Consider the following 20,883-nt stretch of genomic DNA (forward strand, 5'->3'; position numbering starts at 1 on the left):
GGGAAAGGGGCGGCCGGGGATCCGGCCGCCGTTGTGCAGGGGCGGCTCAGTAGACGCGCTGGCCGACCTCGGCCACGGACCAGCAATGCGTCTGGGCCACGGTGTCGGGCGTGATGACGCGCATGTTGACATAGGCCGCAAAGGGCTTTTCGCCCGCCGGGGGTCTGGTTTGCAGCAACTGGACGATGGCGGTGTTCAGCGCCACCACCTGCGCGCCGATGTCATGGCTGATATAGGCGTGGTACGACCCGTCCTCGACCTTGGCGCAGGCGGTTTCATGCGAGCCGCCGCCCGAGGTGATCACCGCCACCTTGCCCTTGAGCCCGGCATCGGCCACCGCGGGCGGGATGCCGATATCCTCGCCGTCCCACTGGCCGATGATGGCGCAGAGGTCAGGATGCTGTTTCAGCACCGTGTCGGAAATGGACTTGGCCTTGTTGGCGTCGGCCTCGGCGCTCTGTTCCGCGACCAGTTGCAGTTCGGGATGGTCCAGCAGCCCGTCCTTGATGCCCGCCGCGCTGGCCAGGATCGCCTGGTTGTTCGACGGCCCCGCGACCATGGCGATCTTCTTGACCTCGCGGTCGGCGCAGTATTGCGCAGCGATCTCGACCTTGGTGCGGCCCACCTGATAGTGGTCGGCACCGACGAACACGTCGCCGCTCGGCCCGCCCTTGATATTGGCCCAGAGCCAGTAGATGCCCTCGTCCTGCGCCTTCTTGACCAGACGGTTCATCGCCTGCGCATCCAGCGGGTGGGCCACGATCACATCCACCTTTTCCGCGATCAGCTGCTGCACCGCCTGCACGCCCTGTTCCACGCTCCAGTTCGGGTCGCGGACGACGAGTTCGTAGCCGATCTTGTCGGCCTGCGCCTGAAGCCCGGCGACATAGGCCTGCGCGATGTCGAAGCTCATCGCGATGGGCACGATGCCGACCTTCTTGCCCTGAAGCGCATCGCGGTACTGTTCGCGCATGCCGTCGGTATAGCCCGACTGCTGCGCCATGGCAGGCGCGGCCGCCAGTACGCCGGCCATGGCGCCGGCCGCCAGCGCGGCCCTGAACAGGCTGTGGATCATGTCGTTCCTCCCTTGGTTGCGGGTGCACGCGGCCCCGCGGTTCTTCAGATGTCGCCCTGTTGCGAGGTCAGTTCGTCGCGGGGGTTCAGCATGCTGTCGGCGATGATCGCCGCCAGAAGGATGCCGGCCTTGATCAGGCTCTGGACCTCGATCGACAGGTTGAGGATGGTCATGCCGTTGGTCATGATCCCGATCAGGATCGTGCCGACCAGCACGTTGGACACGCTGCCCTTGCCGCCGCCGAGGCCCACGCCCCCCAGCACCACGACAAGGATCACGTCGTAGATCATGGTCGAGTTGAACAGCCGCGTATTCACGCTTTCGACCGAGGCCGACAGCACCACCCCCGCGGCAAAGGCGGCCAGCGCGCTGATGACATATTGCAGCACGAGGATCGGCCGCGACGGCACGCCGGTGGCGCGCGCCGCCATCGGGTTGTCGCCGATGGCATAGACATAGCGCCCCCAGACGGTGAACCGCAGGAACAGCCAGCACACCAGCGCCACCAGCAGCAGGAACAGCACGATATTGGGAATGCCGAACGTCCCGCCCTGCACCAGCGCGATGAAGCCCTCCAGCCGTTTCGGCAGCGGGATCACATCGTTGGACACCGCCAGATACTGCATGGTGCCGTACATCAGCGTGCCCGTGGCCAGCGTCGCAAAGATCGCCGGCACCTCGACATAGGCGACCAGCCAGCCGTTCAGCACGCCGAGCGCGATGGCGGCGAGCCCGGCATAGGCCGCCGCCTCTGCCATCGGCACCCCGGCCTGGATCTGGTACATCATCCATGCGGGCGGCATGACCAGCACCGCGATCTGCGACAGGTCGATGCCGCGCCCGATGATGACGATGGCCATGCCGATCCCCAGCACCCCGATGGTCGCCACCGCCTGCAACAGCGACAGCGCGTTGGACGCGGTGGCAAAGCCCGGCAGCGTGAACGCGAACACGAGGCACAGCACGACGGCCAGCGCGAAGATGATCTTCTGCTGGTCGATGATCCTGCCGGACGAGGATTTCGCCATGATGCGGCTTTCCTTCTGATGAACGCCCCTGCGCCGGGCAAGACGATCCCGCCCCGCCCGGCGCAGGGAACGGGCGGCCTGAAACGGCGTGCTGTGGATGGATGCCTGCGCCGGTTCCGCCGGCGCGCGGGTCGCTATCCTTCGGTAAACACCGGAACCGTCATCTGCATGCTCCCTGCGTGCTTGCGCATTCTTTTGCCGACACCATACAGGCCCCATGCGGCGCTGTCGTATCGGAAGATCCTATGGCTGCAGCGGCTTTGCCTTGGGCTCTGGCCCGCATGGCCGGGCAGCGAAGGGCGGCCCGAGGGGCCGCCCGTCCCCGTCACATCCCGCCGGTATCGGCGTTGCGGAACGCCTCGACCAGCACCGCGCCGTCCTTGCCGGCCGATTTCATGTCGTCGAGCCAGCTATCGACCACGACCGACACCTTTTCCTCCCACAGCGCGATTTCCTCGGCGGGCAGGTCGATGACGGTCAGCCCGATGCGGTCGCGCACCTCGCGGTCGGAGGTTTCCTCCCACTGGCAAAGGTTGCGCGCGGCCTTCAGCGCCGCCTCCTGCATCACCTGCCTGAGGTCCTCGGGAACCTTGGCCCAGCTGGCCTCGGAGATGTTGTAGCTGATGCTGCCCGCCCCCAGGCGCGGGCCCTCGGCGGTGAACTTCATGTGGTCCTGAAGGTCGAAATCGGGGATGCCGATATAGCTGTAAAGCCCGCCGTCCACCGTGCCGCGGCCAAGTGCGTCGTACATTTCCGGCGCGGGCACCTGCACCGGCACCGCACCGAGCGCACTGACGGTCTTTTTCATCGCATTGCCGTTCGCCCGCAGCTTGAGCCCCGACAGCGCGGCAAGGTTTTCCGGCGCGCGCTTGGCCGTGGTGACGATGTGATAGGCCGGCAGCACGTTCACGAACAGCGGACGCAGGCCGCGGGGGGCGTATTCCGCCTCTGCGAGCATGCCGCCGGGTTGCAGGATCGCCCACAGCTTGGCCGAACCGTCGCAGGCGTTTTCGTACATCCCCGGCAGTTCCGCGACGGAAGACAGCGGCAGCTTGTCGGGCGAATACGACGGCACGACGATCGCGATATCCGCCAGCCCCGATTCCAGCGTCGACACCGTGTCCTTGCCCAGTTGCGCCGAAGGATAGATCTCGAACTTCAGCCGCCCGTTGCTGGCCTTTTCGGCCTCGTCGACGAAAACCTGCCCGCCGTGTTTCCACAGGTAAAGCTCGTTGTTGAACAGATGCGAAACCTTGAGCGTGATCACATCCTCGGCCGCGGCAGGGGCCACGGCGCAGGTCGTCACCGCCAGCGCGACCGCCGCGCGGCGCAGCATCGCGCCCGGTTCCGTCAGGGTGCCGACCCGGCCAAGGGTCAAGGCGGAAAGTCTCATGTCGTCCTCCCCTGCGCATGTCGCGCATGTTGTCGTCTGGATTGCGGGCGGCCACCCCGACCCGCCACGGGCATCATTCTGGGCCGGTGGCCCCCGCTGCGGCAATCGCCGTGACCATCGCGAAAACCTGTGGCTGCCATCGGCGGCGCCATGGGATCAGTGCACCGCGGCGTACATGATGCGTTCCTCGGTCGCCCCGGCGGCGCGCATCTCTTCCACGATCTGGCCCTGACGGGCGACGAGGATGCGGTCGGACGGCGCGAGGATTTCCGGCAGGCAGGACAAAATCACCACCACCGCGATGCCGCTGTCGGCCAGCCGGTTGATGAAGTTGTGGATTTCCACGATGGAGCCCACGTCGCCCCCGCGCGTGGGTTCGTCGAAGATCACCAGCCGCGGATTCTGGACCAGCGACTTGGCGATCACCACCTTCTGCTGGTTGCCGCCCGACAGTTCCAGCACCTTGGCATCGGCGCCGATGGCCCGGATGTTGAGATCCTTCCACCAGCTTTCGGCAAGCTGCTGCGCCTCTGCCATCGACACGAGGCCGAGCGGATTCGACCCCATCGCCAGATGGCCCATCTGGATGTTGCGCGCGATCGACATGGTTTCGAAGAACCCGTCGAGCTTGCGGTCCTCGGTCACATAGACGATGCCGTCGCGCACCGCCTGCCGGGGCACGCGATAGCGGACGGAACGGTCGCCGAAACGGATGTCGCCGCCGTAGAACAGGTTGCGCTTCAGCGCGCCGGCCAGGACATGTCTGGTCTTCATCGTGTTTCCTCCCTCAAGGATAGGATGCGGCTTCAGATGTCGCCCTGTTGCGGGGTCTGTCCGTCGCGCGGGTTGATGAGCGTCTCGGCGATCAGCGCGGCCAGAAGGACCAGGCTCTTGATCGGGTTCCGGGTGGTGCAGGACAGGTTCATGATCGTCATGCCGCTGAACAGCGTACCCACCAGCAGCACGTCATAGACCAGCGTGGAGTTGTAAAGCCGTGTGTTGAGGCCCGAGTTCGAGGCGACGATGACCAGCCCCGCCAGATAGGCGACCAGCCCGCTGATGACATATTGCGCCACCGTGACCGGGCGCACCGGCATGCCGGTCAGCCGCGCGACGACGATGCCTTCCTGCGTGATGGCGAGGCGTTTGCGCCGCCCGGCGGCGCCTGCCGCGGTCTGGTCCTGCATGCCCGAAATCCTCCTCTGCCAGCCGACGCTGGACATGCGCCACCGGCAGGCCCCGCGGGGCCCCTGCACATGCCGTCGATGTCCGGTGTCCGGTCCGTCTTGTCTTTAACGGATGTCAGAAAACGCGGGGCGGTCTGGATAGCCGCGGCGCTATCGCCTTTTCGAACCGCAGGTAGAGGCCGGGCCTAGACCATATCCCCCGGGCCCCTCGGGGCCGATGGGACATGCCGGGGCAGGCCCCGGCCTGCGGGCGCAGGGCCTTTCCTCCGGCGGTTGGCCGGGTGGAGAGATGCGCCTCCGGCGGGGATATTTGGGGACAGAAAGTGGAAGGGCGCGCCTTTTCCCGAAAGGGGGCGCCCCGCATCTTCAGGCTGGCCCGAATATCCCCGCGCGGCGCACCCCGCACGACCGGCCGGGCGGCGTCTATTTCGGCTGCGGCTTGTGCGGCTCGACCAGCTTGGCGTTCAGCTGGTAGCGTTCCACCATCTCGCGGATGATCTTGAGCACGGTCTTTTCCACCGTCAGGCTGACCATGGACACCGGTCGCGCGCGCTTGCGCGTCAGATAGACGGTGCGGAAGAACGAGGGTTCCTTGATGCGGATCAGCGCCAGCTTGCCCGCCGCCACCGCATCGGCGACCGAGGCATGCGGCAGCACGGTGAAGGCGCTCGCCCGCGCCACCATTTCCACGATCTGCGGCAGCGAGTCGATCTCGACGATGACGTTGAGGCTGAGCCCGTTGGCGCGGGCGAACCGTTCGATGGCCAGCCGGGCGCTGTGCGGCAGGCCGGGCATGACCAGCGGCAGTTCGCCAAGGCGGGACGCCTGGATCGTCAGATCGCCGTTTTCGTCTGGTTCCACCGGCAGGTTGTCATGCGCGGCGATGACGAAGATTTCCTCTTCCAGCACGGGTTCGGTCTGGAAGCTGGTGCTCGGCGGGTTGGAATAGACGAAGCCGAGGTCGATGCGTTCCTGATCCAGCCAGTCGAGGATATGGCCCGAAAGCCCCTCGGTCAGGTGCAGGCGGATGCCGGGGTTTTCCACCCGGATCGTTTCGGCCAGCGGGATCGAGACCAAAAGGCTGAGCGAGGGCGGCAGGCCGATGGACACGCCACCCTGCAATTCCTGCCCCATCTCGCGGATGCTGTCGGTCAGCGACCGCGCGGCGTCGATCAGCGTATGGCCTTCGCGCGCGAGGAACCGGCCGGCCTCGGTCAGGGTGATGCCGCGCGGGCCGCGGATGGCGAGCTTGGTGTTCAGCCGCGCCTCCAGCCGCGCGACATGTTCCGACAGCGACGGCTGCGCAAGCCCGAGCGCCAGCGCCGCCTTGGAGATAGAACCATGCTTGGCCAGCATCAGGAAGTAATAGACATGCTTGATGTCGATGTCGGGGGCCTGCGTTCTGGATCGCGCCACGGTCGAAGATCCTTGTGCTGAGCGGTATGCGCTGCCTGCCGTTGCCATAGGTTGGTGTGATACGTCGAGAGGGGGAAAAGTTCCAGCATTTTTTGGTCAAGCGTTAGGTAGATTTCAGGGTGCTGCGATCCTTCTCTCGCCCGACACCCCTATCCGCCTGTTTCCCCACGGCTTTCATATGTCCCTGCTCTTTGGCCGGCCCCGGCGGTGGGCGACCACACGCCATGCGGCGGGGCGGCGACTCAGCTGCGGGTGCGGCGATGCGGGACTTAAGGGCGGATACTACAGGGCGCGCCTATGTCCCGGCAAGCGTGTCACGATACCCCAGAGCGCGGGGCTGGAGCGGAAAGCGTTTTGGGTCAAGGTTTTGCCGTGGCGGCGGCAGACTGCGGCAAACGGGACCCCGCGGCCGTGCTTGACGCAACGCGATGATTCTGCCTAATGGCTGTTAGGTTTTGCTGCCGAGGTGAGGAAGAAACATGGGCTACCGGCTGACGGACGACCAGCGCGCGATCGTGGATGCGGCACAACGGATCTGCGACAGGTTCCCGCTGGACTACTGGCTGCGCAAGGACCGCGAGCACGAATTCCCGCATGAATTCTTCCAGGCCGTCGCCGAGGGCGGGTGGCTGGGCATCTGCATGCCCGAGGAATACGGCGGCGCGAATCTGGGCGTGACCGAGGCGGCGCTGTTCCTGCGCACGGTGGCGTCGAACGGCGGCGCGCAGGCGGCGGCCTCGACCATCCACATGAACATCTTCGGGCTTCAGCCGGTGGTCCATTTCGGCACCGAGGACCAGAAGCAACGCTGGCTGCCCGCCTTCAGCCGCGGCGAAACCAAGGCCTGCTTTGCCGTGACCGAACCCGACACCGGGCTCGACACCACCAAGCTCAAGGTCGTGGCCAAGAAACAGGCGGACGGCAACTATCTGATTTCCGGCAAGAAGGTCTTCATCTCGACCGCGCAGGTGGCCGACCACATGCTGATCCTGGCCCGCACCACGCCGATCGAAGAGGTCACGCGGCATTCCGACGGGCTGAGCCTGTTCTACACCAGGCTCGACCGCGACTATGTGGACGTGCGCGAGATCGACAAGCTCGGCCGCGGGGCGGTGGACACGAACGAATTGTTCATCGACAACCTGCCGGTGTCGAAGGACAGCCTGATCGGCGAGGAAGGCAAGGGCCTCAAGTACATCTTCCACGGGATGAACGCGGAACGGGTGTTCGTGGCCGCCGAACAGGTCGGCATCGGCCAGGCCGCGCTGCGCCATGCGGTGGAATATGCCAAGGAACGCAAGGTCTTTGGCCGTGCCATCGGGCAGAACCAGGGCATCCAGCACCCGCTGGCGCACAGCTGGGCCGAACTGGAGGCCGCGAACCACATGATGATGGCCGCCGCCGACCTCTATGACCGGGGCGAGCCCTGCGGGCCCGAGGCGAACGCCGCCAAGCTGCTGGCGTCGGAGGCTTGCATGCGGGCGTGCCAGACCGCGATGCTGACCCATGGCGGCTTCGGCTATGCCAAGGAATACCATGTCGAACGCTACATGCGCGAAGCCTGGATCGGCTACATCGCCCCGGTGACGCCGCAACTGGTGCTGTCCAACATCGCCGAGCGCAAGCTGGGCCTGCCGAAATCCTACTGATCCCCGGAGAGTAACCGATGAAACCGATCCGTTCGTTCCTGTTCGTGCCCGGCAACAAGGAATCGATGCTGGACAAGGCCGCCTTCGCGGGCGCCGATGCGCTGATCCTCGATCTGGAAGACAGCGTGCCCCCGCCCGAAAAAGCCGCTGCCCGCGAACTCGTGGCGCGCAAGATCCCCGAACTCGCCGCCGCGGGGCAGCGCATCTGGGTGCGCATCAACCGCACCGCGCATATCTACGACCTCGACGACCTGCTGGCGGTGATCCAGCCCCAGACCGAGGGCATCTATATCTCCAAACCCTATGGGCCCGAGGATGTGCACATGGCCTCGGCCATGATCGCAGAGGCCGAAACCCGCGCGAACATCCCGGTGGGGACCGTCCGGCTGATCCCGCTGCTGGAAACCGCGCGCTCGATGCAGCTGTGTTTCGAGATCGCAGAGCATCCGCGGGTCATCGGCATCGTCGGCGCCACGGCCAAGAACGCCGACATGTCGCGCGCGCTCAACTTCATCTGGACGGCGGAGGGGCGCGAATCCGACTACCTCAAGGCGCGGGTCGTCATGGCGGCGCGGGCGGCGGGCAAATGGCCCATCGGCGGCATCTGGCAGAAGATCAAGGATCTGGACGGGCTGGCGAAATCCTCGCAACTCGACCGCCAGTTGGGCATGGCGGGCGAACTGGCGCTGCATCCGATGCAGGTCGAGACGATCAACCGCAGCTACACCCCGACCGACGACGAGGTGGCCTATTACCAGGGCATGATCGACGCCCTCGACGGCGCGATGGCGCAGGGCCGGGCCTCGGTCATGTATGACGGCGAACATATCGACATCGCCCATGTGAAGACCGCGCGCGAATTCATCGCGATGGCGCAGGCGCTCAAGGACTGAGGGCCGGGCGGCCCCGCCCGCGACCGGGCGGGGCCGCATGGCGACAAGGGGTGACAAGGGGGGAAGGAACGTGAATACCCGGAACGATACCCGCCGCGGGCCGCTGGAAGGCATCCGCGTGCTGGACCTGACGGTCGCCCTGTCGGGGCCCTATTGCACGCTGCTGCTGGCCGGGCTCGGCGCCGAGGTCATCAAGATCGAATCGCCCACCGGCGGCGACATCGCGCGCTTCAACCCGCCCTTCTACGGCAAGGACGGCATCCATCTGGGCAGGATGGAAGAGGGCGACCTGTCGCTGTCGAACCTCGCCCGCCAGCGCAACAAACGCAGCCTGTCGCTGGACCTCAAGTCCGACAAGGGCCGCGCGATGTTCCACGACCTTGCCCGGCATGCCGACGTGATCGTGGAAAACATGAGCGACGGCACCGTGGACCGGCTCGGCGTCGATTACGAGACCATCCGCAAGATCAACCCCGGCATCGTCTATTGCTCGATCACCGGGCTTGGCCGGCCCAGCCCCTATCCGGGCGTCAAGGCGATGGACATCACCGTCCAGGCGCTGAGCGGGGTGATGGACGTGACCGGCGAGACGGACGGCCCGCCGATGCGCTTCGGCCTGCCGATCAGCGACCTGCTGGCGCCGCTTTACGGCACCATCGGCATCCAGGCGGCGCTGCGCCAGCGCGAGGCGACGGGCGAGGGGCAGAACATCGTCATCTCGATGCTGGATTGCGTCGCATCGCTGCTGCCGTTCGAACATTTCGACGTGTTCCAGCGCGAGGGCTTTCCGCCGCGGTCGGGCAACCACCAGACGCGGCTGGCGCCCTTTGGCATCTTCAAGACCCGCGACGGCTATGTCTCCATCGCGGCGGCGAACGACAAATGGGCCGGGCTGATCTTCGAGGCGATGGGCCAGCCCGACCTGATCAAGGACCCCCGCTATGCCACCCGGGGCCCGCGCGCGGTCAACGCCGATGCCGTCAACCGCCTGATCGAGGACTGGACCAGCGGGCACAGCACCGACGAGGTGCTGGAGGAACTGCAGGCCAAGCGCGGCGTGCCCTGCGTGCGCGTGCGCACCGCGCTGGAAACCATGAGCGACCCGAGCCTCTTCGCCAGCGGCGCGCTGCAAAAGCTCGTCCACCCCGAGGCGGGCGAGATCGACGCCGTGGGCTCCGGCGTGCCGATCCGCATGTCGGCGGGCAAGGTCGGGCTCGACCGGCCGGCGGCGCGGCTTGGCGCCGACAACGCCGACATCTACGGCCAGCTTCTGGGGCTGACCGCCGACGACCTCGCCCGGCTGCGGGCCGAGGGCATCATCTGACCCCGGCCCCCGGGCCCCCTGTCTGACACGAGGAGAGAAACCATGCCCGCCAACTACAAGGAACTTGCAACCGGCAAGTATTACGAGGAACTGAACGTCGGCAACGTCTACCGCCACGCGATCACCCGCACCGTCTGCGAGGCCGACAACCTGCTGTTCAGCGCGCTGACCTACAATTCCGCCTGGCTGCACACCGACGAGGAATATTCCAGATCGGTCGGCCATCCGGGCCGTCTGGTCAACAGCCTCTTCACCCTGTCGCTCGCCTGCGGCGTGACGGTGGCGGACACCACGCTCGGCACCACCACGGGCAACCTGGGCTTCTTCGACGTGAAGTTCCTGACCCCGGTCTATATCGGCGACACGCTGCGCAGCGAGACCGAGATCATCTCCAAGCGGGAATCGAAGTCGCGCCCGAATTCCGGCATCGTGGAATTCGAAACCCGCAGCTACAACCAGCGCGACGAGGTGGTGCTGACCTTCCGCCGCACCGGCATGATGCTGAAGAAGAACCCGCCGCAGGCCTGAGGCCCGCCCCCGGCCCGGCGCCCCGCGCAGGACCATTTCAGGACAGACGAAGGCGCGCGCCCTTTCCACCGGGCGCGCGCCTTCCTCACTTTCTGTCCCCAAATATCCCCTTCCGACAGCAAACACGGGCACCGCCGCCGGGCGGGGGGCGAAACTCTGCCCGGGCAGCCCTTTCAAATCGGGGCGCGAGCCTGTATCTAGCCCCTGATCTTCTATCCCCCTGATCTTCCAGACGGCGAGTGTGCGCATGGCTTCCTATCAGTACGTCTACCACATGGATGGCGTCTCCAAGACCTATCCCGGCGGCAAGAAATGCTTCGAGAACATCCGGCTGAACTTCCTGCCCGGGGTGAAGATCGGGGTCGTGGGGGTCAACGGGTCGGGCAAATCCACCCTGCTGCGCATCATGGCCGGGATCGACAAGGATTTCGGCGGCGAGGCTTGGGCCGCCAAGGGCGCGCGGGTGGGCTACCTGCCGCAGGAACCGGAACTCGACCCCACGCTCAACGTGCGCGGCAACGTGATGGAGGGCGTGAAGGCCAAACAGGCCAAGCTCGACCGCTACAACGAACTCGCCATGAACTACTCGGACGAGACGGCCGATGAAATGGCGCGGTTGCAGGACGAGATCGACGCCGAGAACCTGTGGGATCTGGACAGCCAGGTCGACGTGGCGATGGAGGCCCTGCGCTGCCCGCCCGACGACGCCGATGTCACCACGCTGTCGGGCGGCGAAAAGCGGCGCGTGGCGCTGTGCAAGCTGCTGCTCGACGCGCCCGACATGCTGCTGCTGGACGAACCGACCAACCACCTCGATGCGGAAACCATCGCCTGGCTGCAAAAGCACCTGATCGAATACAAGGGCACGATCCTGATAGTGACCCACGACCGCTATTTCCTCGACGACATCACCGGCTGGATCCTGGAGTTGGACCGCGGCCGCGGCATCCCCTACGAGGGCAACTATTCCGCCTGGCTGGAACAGAAGGCCAAGCGGCTGGAACAGGAAGCGCGCGAGGACAAATCGCGCCAGAAGGTGCTGGAACGCGAACTGGAATGGATCCGCGCCGGGGCCAAGGCCCGGCAGGCCAAGCAGAAGGCCCGGATCAACGCCTACGAGGAAATGGCGTCGAAATCCGAACGCGAAAAGATCACCAACGCCCAGATCATCATCCCCAACGGCCCGCGCCTCGGCGGCCGTGTGATCGAGGTCGAGGGGCTGCAGAAGGCCTATGGCGACAAGCTTCTGATCGAGAACCTGACCTTCAGCCTGCCCCCGGGCGGCATCGTCGGCGTGATCGGCCCGAACGGCGCCGGCAAATCGACGCTGTTCAAGATGCTGACCGGGCAGGACACGCCCGACGCCGGCACGATCGGCTATGGCGACACGGTGAAGCTTGCCTATGTGGACCAGAGCCGCGACGCGCTCGACCCCAACAAAACGGTGTGGGAAGAGATTTCCGAGGGGCTCGAGGTGCTGGAACTCGGCGACGCCACGATGAACAGCCGCGCCTATTGCGGGGCGTTCAACTTCAAGGGCGGCGACCAGCAGAAGAAGGTGGGCCTGCTGTCGGGCGGCGAACGCAACCGGGTGCATCTGGCGAAACTGCTGAAATCCGGCGGCAACGTGCTGCTGCTCGACGAACCGACCAACGACCTCGACGTGGAAACCCTTCAGGCGCTGGAAGCCGCGCTGGACGATTTCGCCGGCTGCGCGGTGATCATCAGCCACGACCGCTTCTTCCTCGACCGGCTGTGCACCCATATCCTGGCGTTCGAGGGCGACGCGCATGTGGAATGGTTCGAGGGCAACTTCGAGGCCTACGAGGAAGACAAGATCCGCCGCCTCGGCCCCGACTCGGTGGAACCGAAGCGGGTGAAGTACAAGAAGTTCACCCGTTAGGGGCGCCGCGCCGGCGCCGCCCGCACCATCAGCGGCGCCAGCGCCAGCACCGCCAGCAGCAATGCGGCGGCAAAGACGAAGGCCACCCGCAGCCCGAACGCGCCCGACAGAAAGCCGAGCGCGGGCGGGCCGAAGAAATAGCCGAAATAGCCCAGCAATGTCGCCCGGGCCACGGCGCGGGCGCGGGCATCCGGCCGGGCCATGCGGCCGACCAGCGAAAAGGCCGTGGGCGCGATGACCGATGCGCCCACCCCCATCACCACGAAGCCCGCATAGGCCATCGCCGGGCCCGTGGCCGCCGCCGCCACCAGCGCCCCCGTGGCCGCCACCAGCGCACCGCCGGACAGCAACGCCACCGGCGCGATCCGCGCCACGCCCCCCTGCCCCGCCAGCCGCGCCAGCCCCATCGTCAGCGCCAGCGCGGCAGGACCCATCGCGCCCTCTGCCGGCGATCCCCCGAGGGTCTTTTCGATATGCAGCGCCGACCAGTTTTCGGCCGCGTTCTCGGTCATGAAGGCGATCAGCACGATGCCGCCGCCGATCACCGGCACCAGCCCCAACCCCGCGCCGCCCCCGCCCCGCGGGCGGGCAAGGCCGCGGATGGTGCCGTCGCGTTCCAGCGTCAGCGCCGCGCAAAGCCCCGTCACCCCCGCCGCGACCGTCATCACCACGCCGGGTCCATGCCCCGCCGCCCGCAGCGCGCCGGTACCCACCGCCGCGCCCGCATAGGCCAGCGAATAGGCGGCGTGGCAGAGGTTCATCAGATGCAGGCCCCGGTCGTTTTCCAGCACCGCCACGCGGGCGTTCATCAGCACATCGGTCAACCCCGTGGTCGCCCCGCAGACCAGCATCGCCAGCGCAAAGGCCCAAGGCACGCCCGCCTGCCCCGGCAGCACGAACGCCGCCGCCATCGCCCCCGCCGCCACCGGCAGCGCCACCCGGCCCAGGGCCGCGCCGACCGCCGGGGCCAGCAGCATCGTCCCCACGGCGGCGACCGAGGTTCCCAGCAGCAGCAGGCCCAGTTCGGCCTCTGCCACCCCCAGCCCGGCCTTGATCCCCGGCAGAACGGCGGCAAAGCTGCCCCACAGCACGCCCATCGCCGCAAAGGCCGCCACCGGCGCGCGCGCGATCCGCAACATGGCCATGCCCCGCCCCCCTGCCCCACCAATTCGGGCTTCCCTTCACCGCGATTCCCCGCTAAGGGCAGCGGGTCGCGCCGCGCACCCTTGGAGGGCGGCGGACATCAACGCAAGGAGAACCTCTATGGCGCGTGAGATCCCGGATCTTGTGGCCGAGGTACGGACGGGGACAGGCAAGGGGGCCGCTCGTCAAGCTCGTCGTGAGGGCAACGTACCCGGTGTTATCTATGGCGGCGGCAAAGACCCGCTCGCGATCAACATCAACTACAACTACCTGCTGAAGCGCCTGAAGGCCGGCCGCTTCCTGTCGACGCTGTTCAACCTCAAGGTCGAGGGCCAGCCCGACGTGCATGTCGTCTGCCGCGGCGTGCAGCGCGATGTGGTCAAGGACCTGCCGACGCATATCGACTTCATGCGCCTGCACGACGACAGCCGCATCAACCTGTTCATCCATGTCGAGTTCGTGAACCACGACGCGGCGCCGGGCCTGAAACGCGGCGGCACGCTGACCGTGGTCCGCCCGGAAGTGGAACTGGAAGTCACCGCAAGCGACATCCCGAGCCACATCACCGTGGACCTGGCCGGCAAGACCTTCGGCGACGTGATCCACATCAACGATGTGGTCCTGCCCGCCGGCGCGAAACCGACGATCGACCGGAACTTCGTCATCGCCAACATCACCGCGCCTACCGGGCTCGCGGCGGCGGCCGAAGAAGAATAAGCAGCCCCCGAGGGCCGATGGAACGCGGGGGGCGCTGCCTCCCGCGTTTTTCGTCGGGGCCCGAACATCTTTCGGCGAAAAACCTTCCGGCTCAGCGCCCGATCTGCTGGACGGAGGTGAACACCTCCAGCTCGGGGTGGCCGGCGTAGATGTCGGCATGCCCGCCCGCGCCGCGATGGGCGGACCGGAACGCCTCGGATTTCGTCCAGGCGGTGAAGGCATCCTCGCTTTCCCAGAAGGTATGCGAGGCGTAGAGGCGATAGCCGTCCTTTTCGGGGCCCTTCATCAGGTGGAACGAGACGAAGCCCGGCACCTGCGGCAGATGGCTGTCGCGGCCGGTCCAGACGGCCTCGAACACGGCCTCCTGCCCGGGTTTCACCTTGAAGCGATTCATGGTCAGATACATCCGGCATCCTTTCGCACGGGGTCGGGGCTGCTGGCTGGATCGCGCGAAGGCCCGCACGGTCTGGCGTCGGGGCGAAAATCGGGGCATTGAGGGGGCGGGTCAAGGCGGAAAGGAAGGCGCATGCGGCTTTTCGTGGGGCTGGGAAACCCCGGCGCGAAATATGCCGGCAACCGGCACAACATCGGCTTCATGGCGGTGGACCAGATCGCCGCCGACCACGGCTTTTCCCCCTGGAAGCGCGGCTTCAGGGGAATGGTGGCCGAGGGCCGCCTTGGCCGCGAAAAGGTCGTGCTGCTGAAGCCCGAGACCTTCATGAACCTGTCGGGCGAATCCGTGCGCGCGGCGGTGGATTTCTACAAGCTCGACCCCGCCGATGTGGTGGTGTTCCACGACGAACTGGATCTGGCCCCCGGCCGCTGCCGGGTGAAGCAGGGCGGCGGGCATGCGGGGCACAACGGCCTGCGGTCCATCCATGCCCATCTGGGCGAGGGCTACGGGCGCGTGCGGCTCGGCATCGGGCATCCGGGGCACAAGGATGCGGTGTCGGGCTATGTGCTGCACGATTTCGCCAAGGCCGACCGCGGCTGGCTCGACGATCTTCTGCGCGGCATCGCCGACGGCGCCGCGGCGCTGGCGGAAGGCGACGCCACGCGCTTCATGAACGCCGTCAGCCTGCGCACCGCGCCGCCCCGGTCCTCTGCCCCCGCAGAGGCGCCCGCGAAACCCGCCGCCCCCGCCCCGCAAGACCCCGACCCGCGCAACCCCCTGCAACGGCTGGCCGACCGTTTCCGCTGAACCCGGGTTGCCCCGCGGCCGGGCCCGGCCTAGGCTTGGCCATCGGCGGCAGGGCGGAACCAACCATGCGCGAACCTTCGATCAATGTTCTGGGCGGCCCGCTGGAAAGCTGTTCCACCGCGCCCATGACGGGCTTTTTCCGCAACGGCTGCTGCGATACCGGGCCGGGGGATCTGGGGCTGCACACCGTCTGCGCGGTGATGACGGCGGAATTCCTGGCGATGTCGAAATACCTCGGCAACGACCTGTCGACGCCGCGCCCCGAATATGGCTTCGCCGGGCTGAAACCCGGCGACCGCTGGTGCCTGTGCGCCGCGCGCTTCCTTCAGGCGCACGAGGAAGGCGCGGCGCCGCGCCTGCGGCTGGCGGCGACGCATCGCACCACCCTCGCCGTGGTGCCGATGGCGATCCTGCGCCGCTATGCCGTGGACGGCTAGCCCGTCATCTCCACGCCCAGATGGCGGGCGACGGTGAAGATGTCCTTGTCGCCGCGGCCGCACATGTTCATCACGATGATATGGTCGCGCGGCAGGCCGGGGGCGATCTTCATCACATGGGCCAGCGCGTGGCTGGGTTCCAGCGCCGGGATGATGCCTTCCAGCGCGCAGGACAGCTGGAACGCCTCCAGCGCCTCGGCATCGGTGATCGAGACATATTCCGCCCGCCCCACATCGTGCAGCCAGGCATGCTCCGGCCCGATCCCGGGATAGTCGAGCCCGGCGGAAATCGAATGCCCTTCAAGGATCTGGCCATCCTCGTCCTGCAACAGATAGGTCCGGTTGCCATGCAGCACCCCGGGCCGGCCGCCGGTCAGGCTGGCGCAGTGCTGCATCTGCGCATCCACGCCCTTGCCCCCGGCCTCGACCCCGATGATCCGCACCGAGGGATCGTCGAGGAACGGATGGAACAGCCCCATCGCGTTCGACCCGCCGCCGATCGCGGCGATGACGGTATCGGGCAGCCGCCCCTCGCCTTCCAGTTCGGCCAGTTGCCAGCGCACTTCCTTGCCGATGATCGACTGGAAATCACGCACCATCGCCGGATAGGGATGGGGGCCGGCCACCGTGCCGATGCAATAGAAGGTGTCGCGCACATTCGTCACCCAGTCGCGCAGCGCGTCGTTCATCGCATCCTTCAGCGTGCCGCGGCCCGAAGTGACGGGCACCACCTCGGCCCCCAACAGCTTCATGCGGAACACGTTGGGCGCCTGCCGCTCGACATCATGCGCGCCCATGTAGACCACGCATTTCAGCCCGAACTTGGCGCAGACGGTGGCCGTCGCCACCCCGTGCTGCCCCGCCCCGGTTTCCGCGATGATCCGCGTCTTGCCCATGCGGCGGGCAAGGATGATCTGCCCCAGCACGTTGTTGATCTTGTGCGCGCCGGTGTGGTTCAGTTCGTCCCGCTTGAGGTAGATCTTCGCCCCGCCCAGATGGTCCGTCAGCCGTTCCGCGAAATAGAGCGGCGAAGGCCGGCCCACGTAATGCTTCCACAGCCAGTCCATCTCGGCCCAGAAGGTCGGGTCGGTCTTGGCATGTTCGTATTGCGCCTCCAGTTCCAGGATCAGCGGCATCAGCGTCTCCGACACGAACCGCCCGCCGAAGATGCCGAACCGTCCGGCCTCGTCGGGGCCCGTGGTGAAGCTGTTGATCAGATCCTCGGCCATGTCGCACTCCCTGCTGGATGCCCCGATGTACCGCCCTTGGCGGGCCGGGGAAAGGGGGGCATTCTGCCCCCCTCTTGGCTGCGCCAATTCACCCCCCTGAGGATATTTTCGGACAGAAAATGAAAAAGGGCCGACCCATTCCACTTTCTGTCGCCAAATATCCCCGCCGGAGGCAACCGGAGCCTGCGCGGCCCCGGCCGCGCGGGCGACAGAAAGGCTTGCGCCGTCAGGCGCGCAATTCGGTAGCGGCGGCGACGAAGGCGGCGATCAGGGCGGGGTCCTTCACCCCCGGCGCGCTTTCCACGCCCGAAGACACATCGACCTGCCGCGCGCCGGTCAGCCGCACCGCCTCGGCCACGTTCGCGGGCGTCAGGCCCCCGGCCAGCATCCAAGGCCGCCGCCAGACGCGCCCCGCGATCAGCCGCCAGTCGAAGGCCAACCCGTTGCCCCCCGGCAGTGCCGCGCCCTTGGCCGCCTTGGCATCGACCAGCAGCATGTCGGCCACCTGCGCGTAAAGGTCGAGCGCGGGCAGGTCGTCGGCCGTGGCCACGCCCACCGCCTTCATCACCGGCAGGCCGAACCGCGCGCGGATCGCCGCCACCCGTTCGGGGCTTTCCCGTCCGTGCAGTTGCAGGATGTCGACCGGCACCGCGGCCAGGATCGCCGCCAGCGCCGCGTCGTCGGCATCCACCACCAGCGCCACCTTGGCCAGCCCCGGGGGGGCGGCGACCGCCAGCGCGCGCGCCTCGGGCAGGGACAGATGGCGGGGGGATTTCTCGAAGAACACCAGCCCCGCATAGGCGGCGCCCGCCCGTGCCGCGGCCTCCAGATCCGCGACCCGGCGCAGGCCGCAGATCTTGACCCGCACGCCCGCGCCCTGCGGCGGCGGGGCGCCGCCGGTGGTGATGATCCGCGCGGGCATGGGTCAGCCCGCCTTGCGGGGGGTGTCGATCAGGGCCACGATTTCATCGGCGGGGGTTTTCTGCGACACGCCGGCCTGTACGGCCTCGGCCCGCAGGCGCATGACCTCGCGCGCGCGGGTCGCGGCGGCGGCGCGGTGTTTGTGTTCGCGCAGCCATTCCCAGACGAAGCCGATCAGGATCCCCGCGACCACGCCGCCGAAGATCACCAGGAACAGCGGCAGTTCGACCGACCAGGAAAAGCCGGTCAGCGCCGCCAGATCCGCGGGCAGGGCATTGACCACCACCGGCGCGCGGTTGGCGATCGCCACCACCACCAGCGCAAGCGCGATCACCCCCAGGATCAGGTAGCGCAGATATCGCATGTGGGCCTAGCCCTCCGTATCCTCGATGCCGTTCAGCCGGTCGCGCAAAAGCTTGCCGGTCTTGAAGAAAGGCACCCGTTTTTCCTGGACCTCGACCGATTCGCCGGTGCGCGGGTTGCGGCCGGTGCGCGCGTCGCGTTCCTTGACCGAGAAGGCGCCGAAACCGCGCAGTTCCACCCGGTCGCCGCGGGCCAGCGCCTCGATGATCTCGTCAAAGACCGTATCCACGATCCGCTCGGCGTCGATCAGCGAGGCCCGTTTTCCGGCCTTGCCATCTGTCTGGTTGCGCAGAAGGTCCTCGTAGATCTTCTGGATCAACTCCGATCGTATCATCCCGTCCCGTCCCCCGTCATCGCGGCCTCTTGGCGGGCCGGGGGCGACTATAAGACGGAAATCCCCGTACACAAACAGGAATCCCCGCCCCTGCCGGGCAAAGAAAGGGCCCCGCGCATGGCGGGGCCCCGGGTCGGCGGGCTTCCGCCCGGCCGGGATCAGTTGCGGTCGCCGCGCAGCGCCGCGCCGAGGATGTCGCCCAGGCTCGCCCCCGAATCGGAGGAACCGTACTGTTCGACGGCCTCTTTCTCTTCCGCGATCTCGCGCGCCTTGATCGACAGGCCCAGACGGCGGGTCTTGGGGTCGATGTTGGTGACGCGGACGTCAACCTTGTCGCCGACCTGGAACCGCTCGGGGCGCTGTTCGGAACGGTCGCGCGACAGGTCCGACCGGCGGATGAACGACTTGGCGCCGTTGTATTCCACCTCGATCCCGCCATCCTCGATCGCCGAGACGGCGACGGTGATGACCGAGCCGCGCTTCACGCCATCGACCGCCTCGGTGAAGGTGTCGTCGCCAAGCGCCTTGATCGAGAGCGAGATGCGCTCTTTCTCGACGTCGACGTCCGACACGACCGCCTTGACCACATCGCCCTTGCGATAGTTCTGGATCGCCTCTTCGCCGCGCTGGTCCCACGACAGGTCCGACAGGTGGACCATGCCGTCGATGTCGCCTTCCAGCCCGATGAACAGCCCGAATTCGGTGATGTTCTTGACCTCGCCCTCGATGGGGGTGCCGGCCGGGTGGGTTTCGGCGAAGACTTCCCACGGGTTGCGCTGCGTCTGTTTCAGACCCAGGCTCACGCGGCGCTTGGCGCTGTCGATTTCCAGCACCATCACATCGACCTCCTGCGAGGTGGACACGATCTTGCCGGGGTGGACGTTCTTCTTGGTCCAGCTCATTTCCGAGACGTGGACCAGACCCTCGACGCCCGCTTCCAGTTCCACGAAGGCGCCGTAGTCGGTGATGTTGGTCACGCGGCCCTTGTGGACCGAGCCGATCGGATAGGCGCGTTCCACCGCATCCCACGGATCGGACTGAAGCTGCTTCATGCCCAGGCTGATGCGGTGGGTGTCCTTGTTGATCTTGACCACCTGGACCTTCACGGTCTCGCCGATGTTCAGGATCTCGGACGGATGGTTGACGCGGCGCCAGGCCATGTCGGTGACGTGCAGCAGGCCGTCCACACCGCCCAGGTCCACGAAGGCCCCGTATTCGGTGATGTTCTTGACCACGCCGTCGACGACCATGCCCTCGGACAGCTTGCCGATGATCTCGGCGCGCTGTTCGGCACGCGATTCTTCCAGGATGGCGCGGCGCGACACCACGATGTTGCCGCGGCGGCGGTCCATCTTGAGGATCTGGAACGGCTGCTTCATGCCCATCAGCGGGCCGGCGTCGCGCACCGGGCGCACGTCAACCTGGCTGCCCGGCAGGAAGGCCACGGCACCGCCCAGATCGACGGTGAACCCGCCCTTGACACGGCCGAAGATGGCGCCTTCGACGCGCTCTTCCTTGGCATAGGCTTTTTCCAGCCGGTCCCAGGCGGCTTCGCGCTTGGCTTTCTCGCGGCTGATGACGGCTTCGCCGCGGGCGTTTTCCACGCGGTCCAGATAGACCTCGACCTCATCGCCGACATGGATGTCGGGCGCTTCGCCGGGGTTTGCGAATTCCTTCAGATCGACGCGGCCTTCCATCTTGTAGCCGACGTCGATGATGGCCTGGCCCGCCTCGATGGCGATGACCTTGCCCTTGACGACCGAACCCTCTTCGGGGGTGTCGATCTCGAAGCTTTCGTTGAGGAGGGCTTCGAATTCCTCCATCGTCGCTTTGGCGCACATGCGGTTCAGTTTCCTTATGGTCTGTTTCACTGGCCATGCGGTTGGCTCCGCCGGTCTTTGATGGCCCCGCTGCGGAACGCACAGGCAGCCCGGTGAACCGGGGCGGCGCGCGACTCTGCCTCAGGATGGGGGGCCTATACCGGGTTCACGCGCCGGTGGCAAGGAAAAGCCCCGTGCCCGGCGGCGGTGCCGGGGGAAAGGTCGGCGGCCTCCGGCGGGGATATTTAAGGACAGAAAGTGAACAGGGGCGCCCTTCCTCACTTTCTGTCCTTAAATATCCTCAGGGGGTGAATTGGCGCAG

General features: G+C 66.9%; 21 protein-coding genes. 8 read left to right on the forward strand and 13 right to left on the reverse strand.

Annotation, left to right across the window (positions count from 1 at the left end; all coding sequences use genetic code 11):
* Positions 1 to 46: 46 nt before the first annotated feature.
* From RGD00_RS11870 to RGD00_RS11895, 6 genes are all read right to left on the reverse strand, one after another.
* The gene (locus RGD00_RS11870; protein ID WP_310457543.1) at positions 47 to 1,075 is read right to left on the reverse strand and encodes a sugar ABC transporter substrate-binding protein; all 1,029 of its coding nucleotides are present in this window, start codon (positions 1,073 to 1,075) and stop codon (positions 47 to 49) included.
* Positions 1,076 to 1,119: 44 nt separating this feature from the next.
* Positions 1,120 to 2,103, reverse strand: coding sequence for an ABC transporter permease (locus RGD00_RS11875; RefSeq protein WP_310457544.1), 984 nt, complete (start codon positions 2,101 to 2,103; stop codon positions 1,120 to 1,122).
* A 325-nt stretch (positions 2,104 to 2,428) separates the two neighbouring features.
* Positions 2,429 to 3,496, reverse strand: coding sequence for a TRAP transporter substrate-binding protein DctP (gene dctP, locus RGD00_RS11880; protein ID WP_310457545.1), 1,068 nt, complete (start codon positions 3,494 to 3,496; stop codon positions 2,429 to 2,431).
* A 156-nt stretch (positions 3,497 to 3,652) separates the two neighbouring features.
* On the reverse strand, positions 3,653 to 4,270 hold the full coding sequence (locus tag RGD00_RS11885; RefSeq protein WP_310457546.1) for an ATP-binding cassette domain-containing protein: 618 nt from the start codon (positions 4,268 to 4,270) through the stop codon (positions 3,653 to 3,655).
* Between the two features lie 32 nt (positions 4,271 to 4,302).
* Positions 4,303 to 4,683 (reverse strand): hypothetical protein, encoded by a 381-nt coding sequence (locus RGD00_RS11890; RefSeq protein ID WP_310457547.1) that lies wholly within the window; start codon positions 4,681 to 4,683, stop codon positions 4,303 to 4,305.
* Positions 4,684 to 5,106: 423 nt separating this feature from the next.
* On the reverse strand, positions 5,107 to 6,099 hold the full coding sequence (locus RGD00_RS11895; protein ID WP_310457548.1) for a LysR family transcriptional regulator: 993 nt from the start codon (positions 6,097 to 6,099) through the stop codon (positions 5,107 to 5,109).
* Positions 6,100 to 6,578: 479 nt separating this feature from the next.
* Between RGD00_RS11895 and RGD00_RS11900 the strand changes: the two genes are divergently transcribed.
* The 5 genes from RGD00_RS11900 to ettA all read left to right on the forward strand — a co-directional run bounded on the left by RGD00_RS11900 (position 6,579) and on the right by ettA (position 12,396).
* Positions 6,579 to 7,748, forward strand: coding sequence for an acyl-CoA dehydrogenase family protein (locus RGD00_RS11900; protein WP_310457549.1), 1,170 nt, complete (start codon positions 6,579 to 6,581; stop codon positions 7,746 to 7,748).
* 17 nt (positions 7,749 to 7,765) lie between these two features.
* Entirely contained in the window at positions 7,766 to 8,641 is an 876-nt protein-coding gene (locus RGD00_RS11905; RefSeq protein ID WP_310457550.1) for an HpcH/HpaI aldolase/citrate lyase family protein, read from the forward strand.
* 70 nt (positions 8,642 to 8,711) lie between these two features.
* Positions 8,712 to 9,965, forward strand: a complete 1,254-nt coding sequence (locus tag RGD00_RS11910; RefSeq protein ID WP_310457551.1) for a CaiB/BaiF CoA transferase family protein — start codon at positions 8,712 to 8,714, stop codon at positions 9,963 to 9,965.
* A gap of 42 nt (positions 9,966 to 10,007) precedes the next feature.
* Positions 10,008 to 10,493: a MaoC family dehydratase gene (locus RGD00_RS11915; protein ID WP_310457552.1), complete on the forward strand. Its 486-nt coding sequence runs from the start codon at positions 10,008 to 10,010 to the stop codon at positions 10,491 to 10,493.
* Between the two features lie 247 nt (positions 10,494 to 10,740).
* Positions 10,741 to 12,396, forward strand: a complete 1,656-nt coding sequence (ettA, locus tag RGD00_RS11920) for an energy-dependent translational throttle protein EttA (RefSeq protein WP_310457553.1) — start codon at positions 10,741 to 10,743, stop codon at positions 12,394 to 12,396.
* Here ettA and RGD00_RS11925 read toward each other — a convergent pair.
* The gene (locus RGD00_RS11925) at positions 12,393 to 13,541 is read right to left on the reverse strand and encodes an MFS transporter (protein ID WP_310457554.1); all 1,149 of its coding nucleotides are present in this window, start codon (positions 13,539 to 13,541) and stop codon (positions 12,393 to 12,395) included. The two genes, ettA and RGD00_RS11925, sit on opposite strands and share 4 nt — an antisense overlap.
* Positions 13,542 to 13,659: 118 nt before the next feature.
* Here RGD00_RS11925 and RGD00_RS11930 point away from each other — a divergent pair, with 118 nt between their 5' ends.
* Positions 13,660 to 14,256 carry a 50S ribosomal protein L25/general stress protein Ctc gene (locus RGD00_RS11930; RefSeq protein WP_310457555.1) on the forward strand — a complete coding sequence of 199 codons (597 nt, stop codon included), beginning with the start codon at positions 13,660 to 13,662 and terminating at the stop codon, positions 14,254 to 14,256.
* 91 nt (positions 14,257 to 14,347) lie between these two features.
* Here the strand turns inward: RGD00_RS11930 and hmuQ are convergent, their stop codons facing one another.
* On the reverse strand, positions 14,348 to 14,662 hold the full coding sequence (gene hmuQ, locus RGD00_RS11935) for a heme-degrading protein HmuQ (protein WP_310457556.1): 315 nt from the start codon (positions 14,660 to 14,662) through the stop codon (positions 14,348 to 14,350).
* 120 nt (positions 14,663 to 14,782) lie between these two features.
* On the opposite strand from hmuQ, the gene pth reads away from it, so the two are divergent.
* Both pth and RGD00_RS11945 read left to right on the forward strand, forming a co-directional pair.
* The gene (gene pth, locus RGD00_RS11940; protein ID WP_310457557.1) at positions 14,783 to 15,457 is read left to right on the forward strand and encodes an aminoacyl-tRNA hydrolase; all 675 of its coding nucleotides are present in this window, start codon (positions 14,783 to 14,785) and stop codon (positions 15,455 to 15,457) included.
* A 65-nt stretch (positions 15,458 to 15,522) separates the two neighbouring features.
* The gene (locus tag RGD00_RS11945) at positions 15,523 to 15,894 is read left to right on the forward strand and encodes a DUF2237 family protein (RefSeq protein ID WP_310457558.1); all 372 of its coding nucleotides are present in this window, start codon (positions 15,523 to 15,525) and stop codon (positions 15,892 to 15,894) included.
* Here RGD00_RS11945 and trpB read toward each other — a convergent pair.
* From trpB to rpsA, 5 genes are all read right to left on the reverse strand, one after another.
* Positions 15,891 to 17,123 carry a tryptophan synthase subunit beta gene (gene trpB / locus RGD00_RS11950; protein WP_310457559.1) on the reverse strand — a complete coding sequence of 411 codons (1,233 nt, stop codon included), beginning with the start codon at positions 17,121 to 17,123 and terminating at the stop codon, positions 15,891 to 15,893. The two genes, RGD00_RS11945 and trpB, sit on opposite strands and share 4 nt — an antisense overlap.
* A 226-nt stretch (positions 17,124 to 17,349) precedes the next feature.
* Positions 17,350 to 18,045: a phosphoribosylanthranilate isomerase gene (locus tag RGD00_RS11955; RefSeq protein ID WP_310457560.1), complete on the reverse strand. Its 696-nt coding sequence runs from the start codon at positions 18,043 to 18,045 to the stop codon at positions 17,350 to 17,352.
* Positions 18,046 to 18,048: 3 nt separating this feature from the next.
* Positions 18,049 to 18,408 carry a lipopolysaccharide assembly protein LapA domain-containing protein gene (locus RGD00_RS11960; RefSeq protein ID WP_310457561.1) on the reverse strand — a complete coding sequence of 120 codons (360 nt, stop codon included), beginning with the start codon at positions 18,406 to 18,408 and terminating at the stop codon, positions 18,049 to 18,051.
* A 6-nt stretch (positions 18,409 to 18,414) separates the two neighbouring features.
* Positions 18,415 to 18,741: an integration host factor subunit beta gene (ihfB, locus tag RGD00_RS11965; protein ID WP_310457562.1), complete on the reverse strand. Its 327-nt coding sequence runs from the start codon at positions 18,739 to 18,741 to the stop codon at positions 18,415 to 18,417.
* Positions 18,742 to 18,899: 158 nt separating this feature from the next.
* Positions 18,900 to 20,582: a 30S ribosomal protein S1 gene (rpsA, locus tag RGD00_RS11970; protein WP_310457563.1), complete on the reverse strand. Its 1,683-nt coding sequence runs from the start codon at positions 20,580 to 20,582 to the stop codon at positions 18,900 to 18,902.
* Positions 20,583 to 20,883: the final 301 nt, after the last annotated feature.

The organism is Ruixingdingia sedimenti (assembly GCF_031432425.1).
Classification (GTDB): domain Bacteria; phylum Pseudomonadota; class Alphaproteobacteria; order Rhodobacterales; family Rhodobacteraceae; genus Ruixingdingia; species Ruixingdingia sedimenti.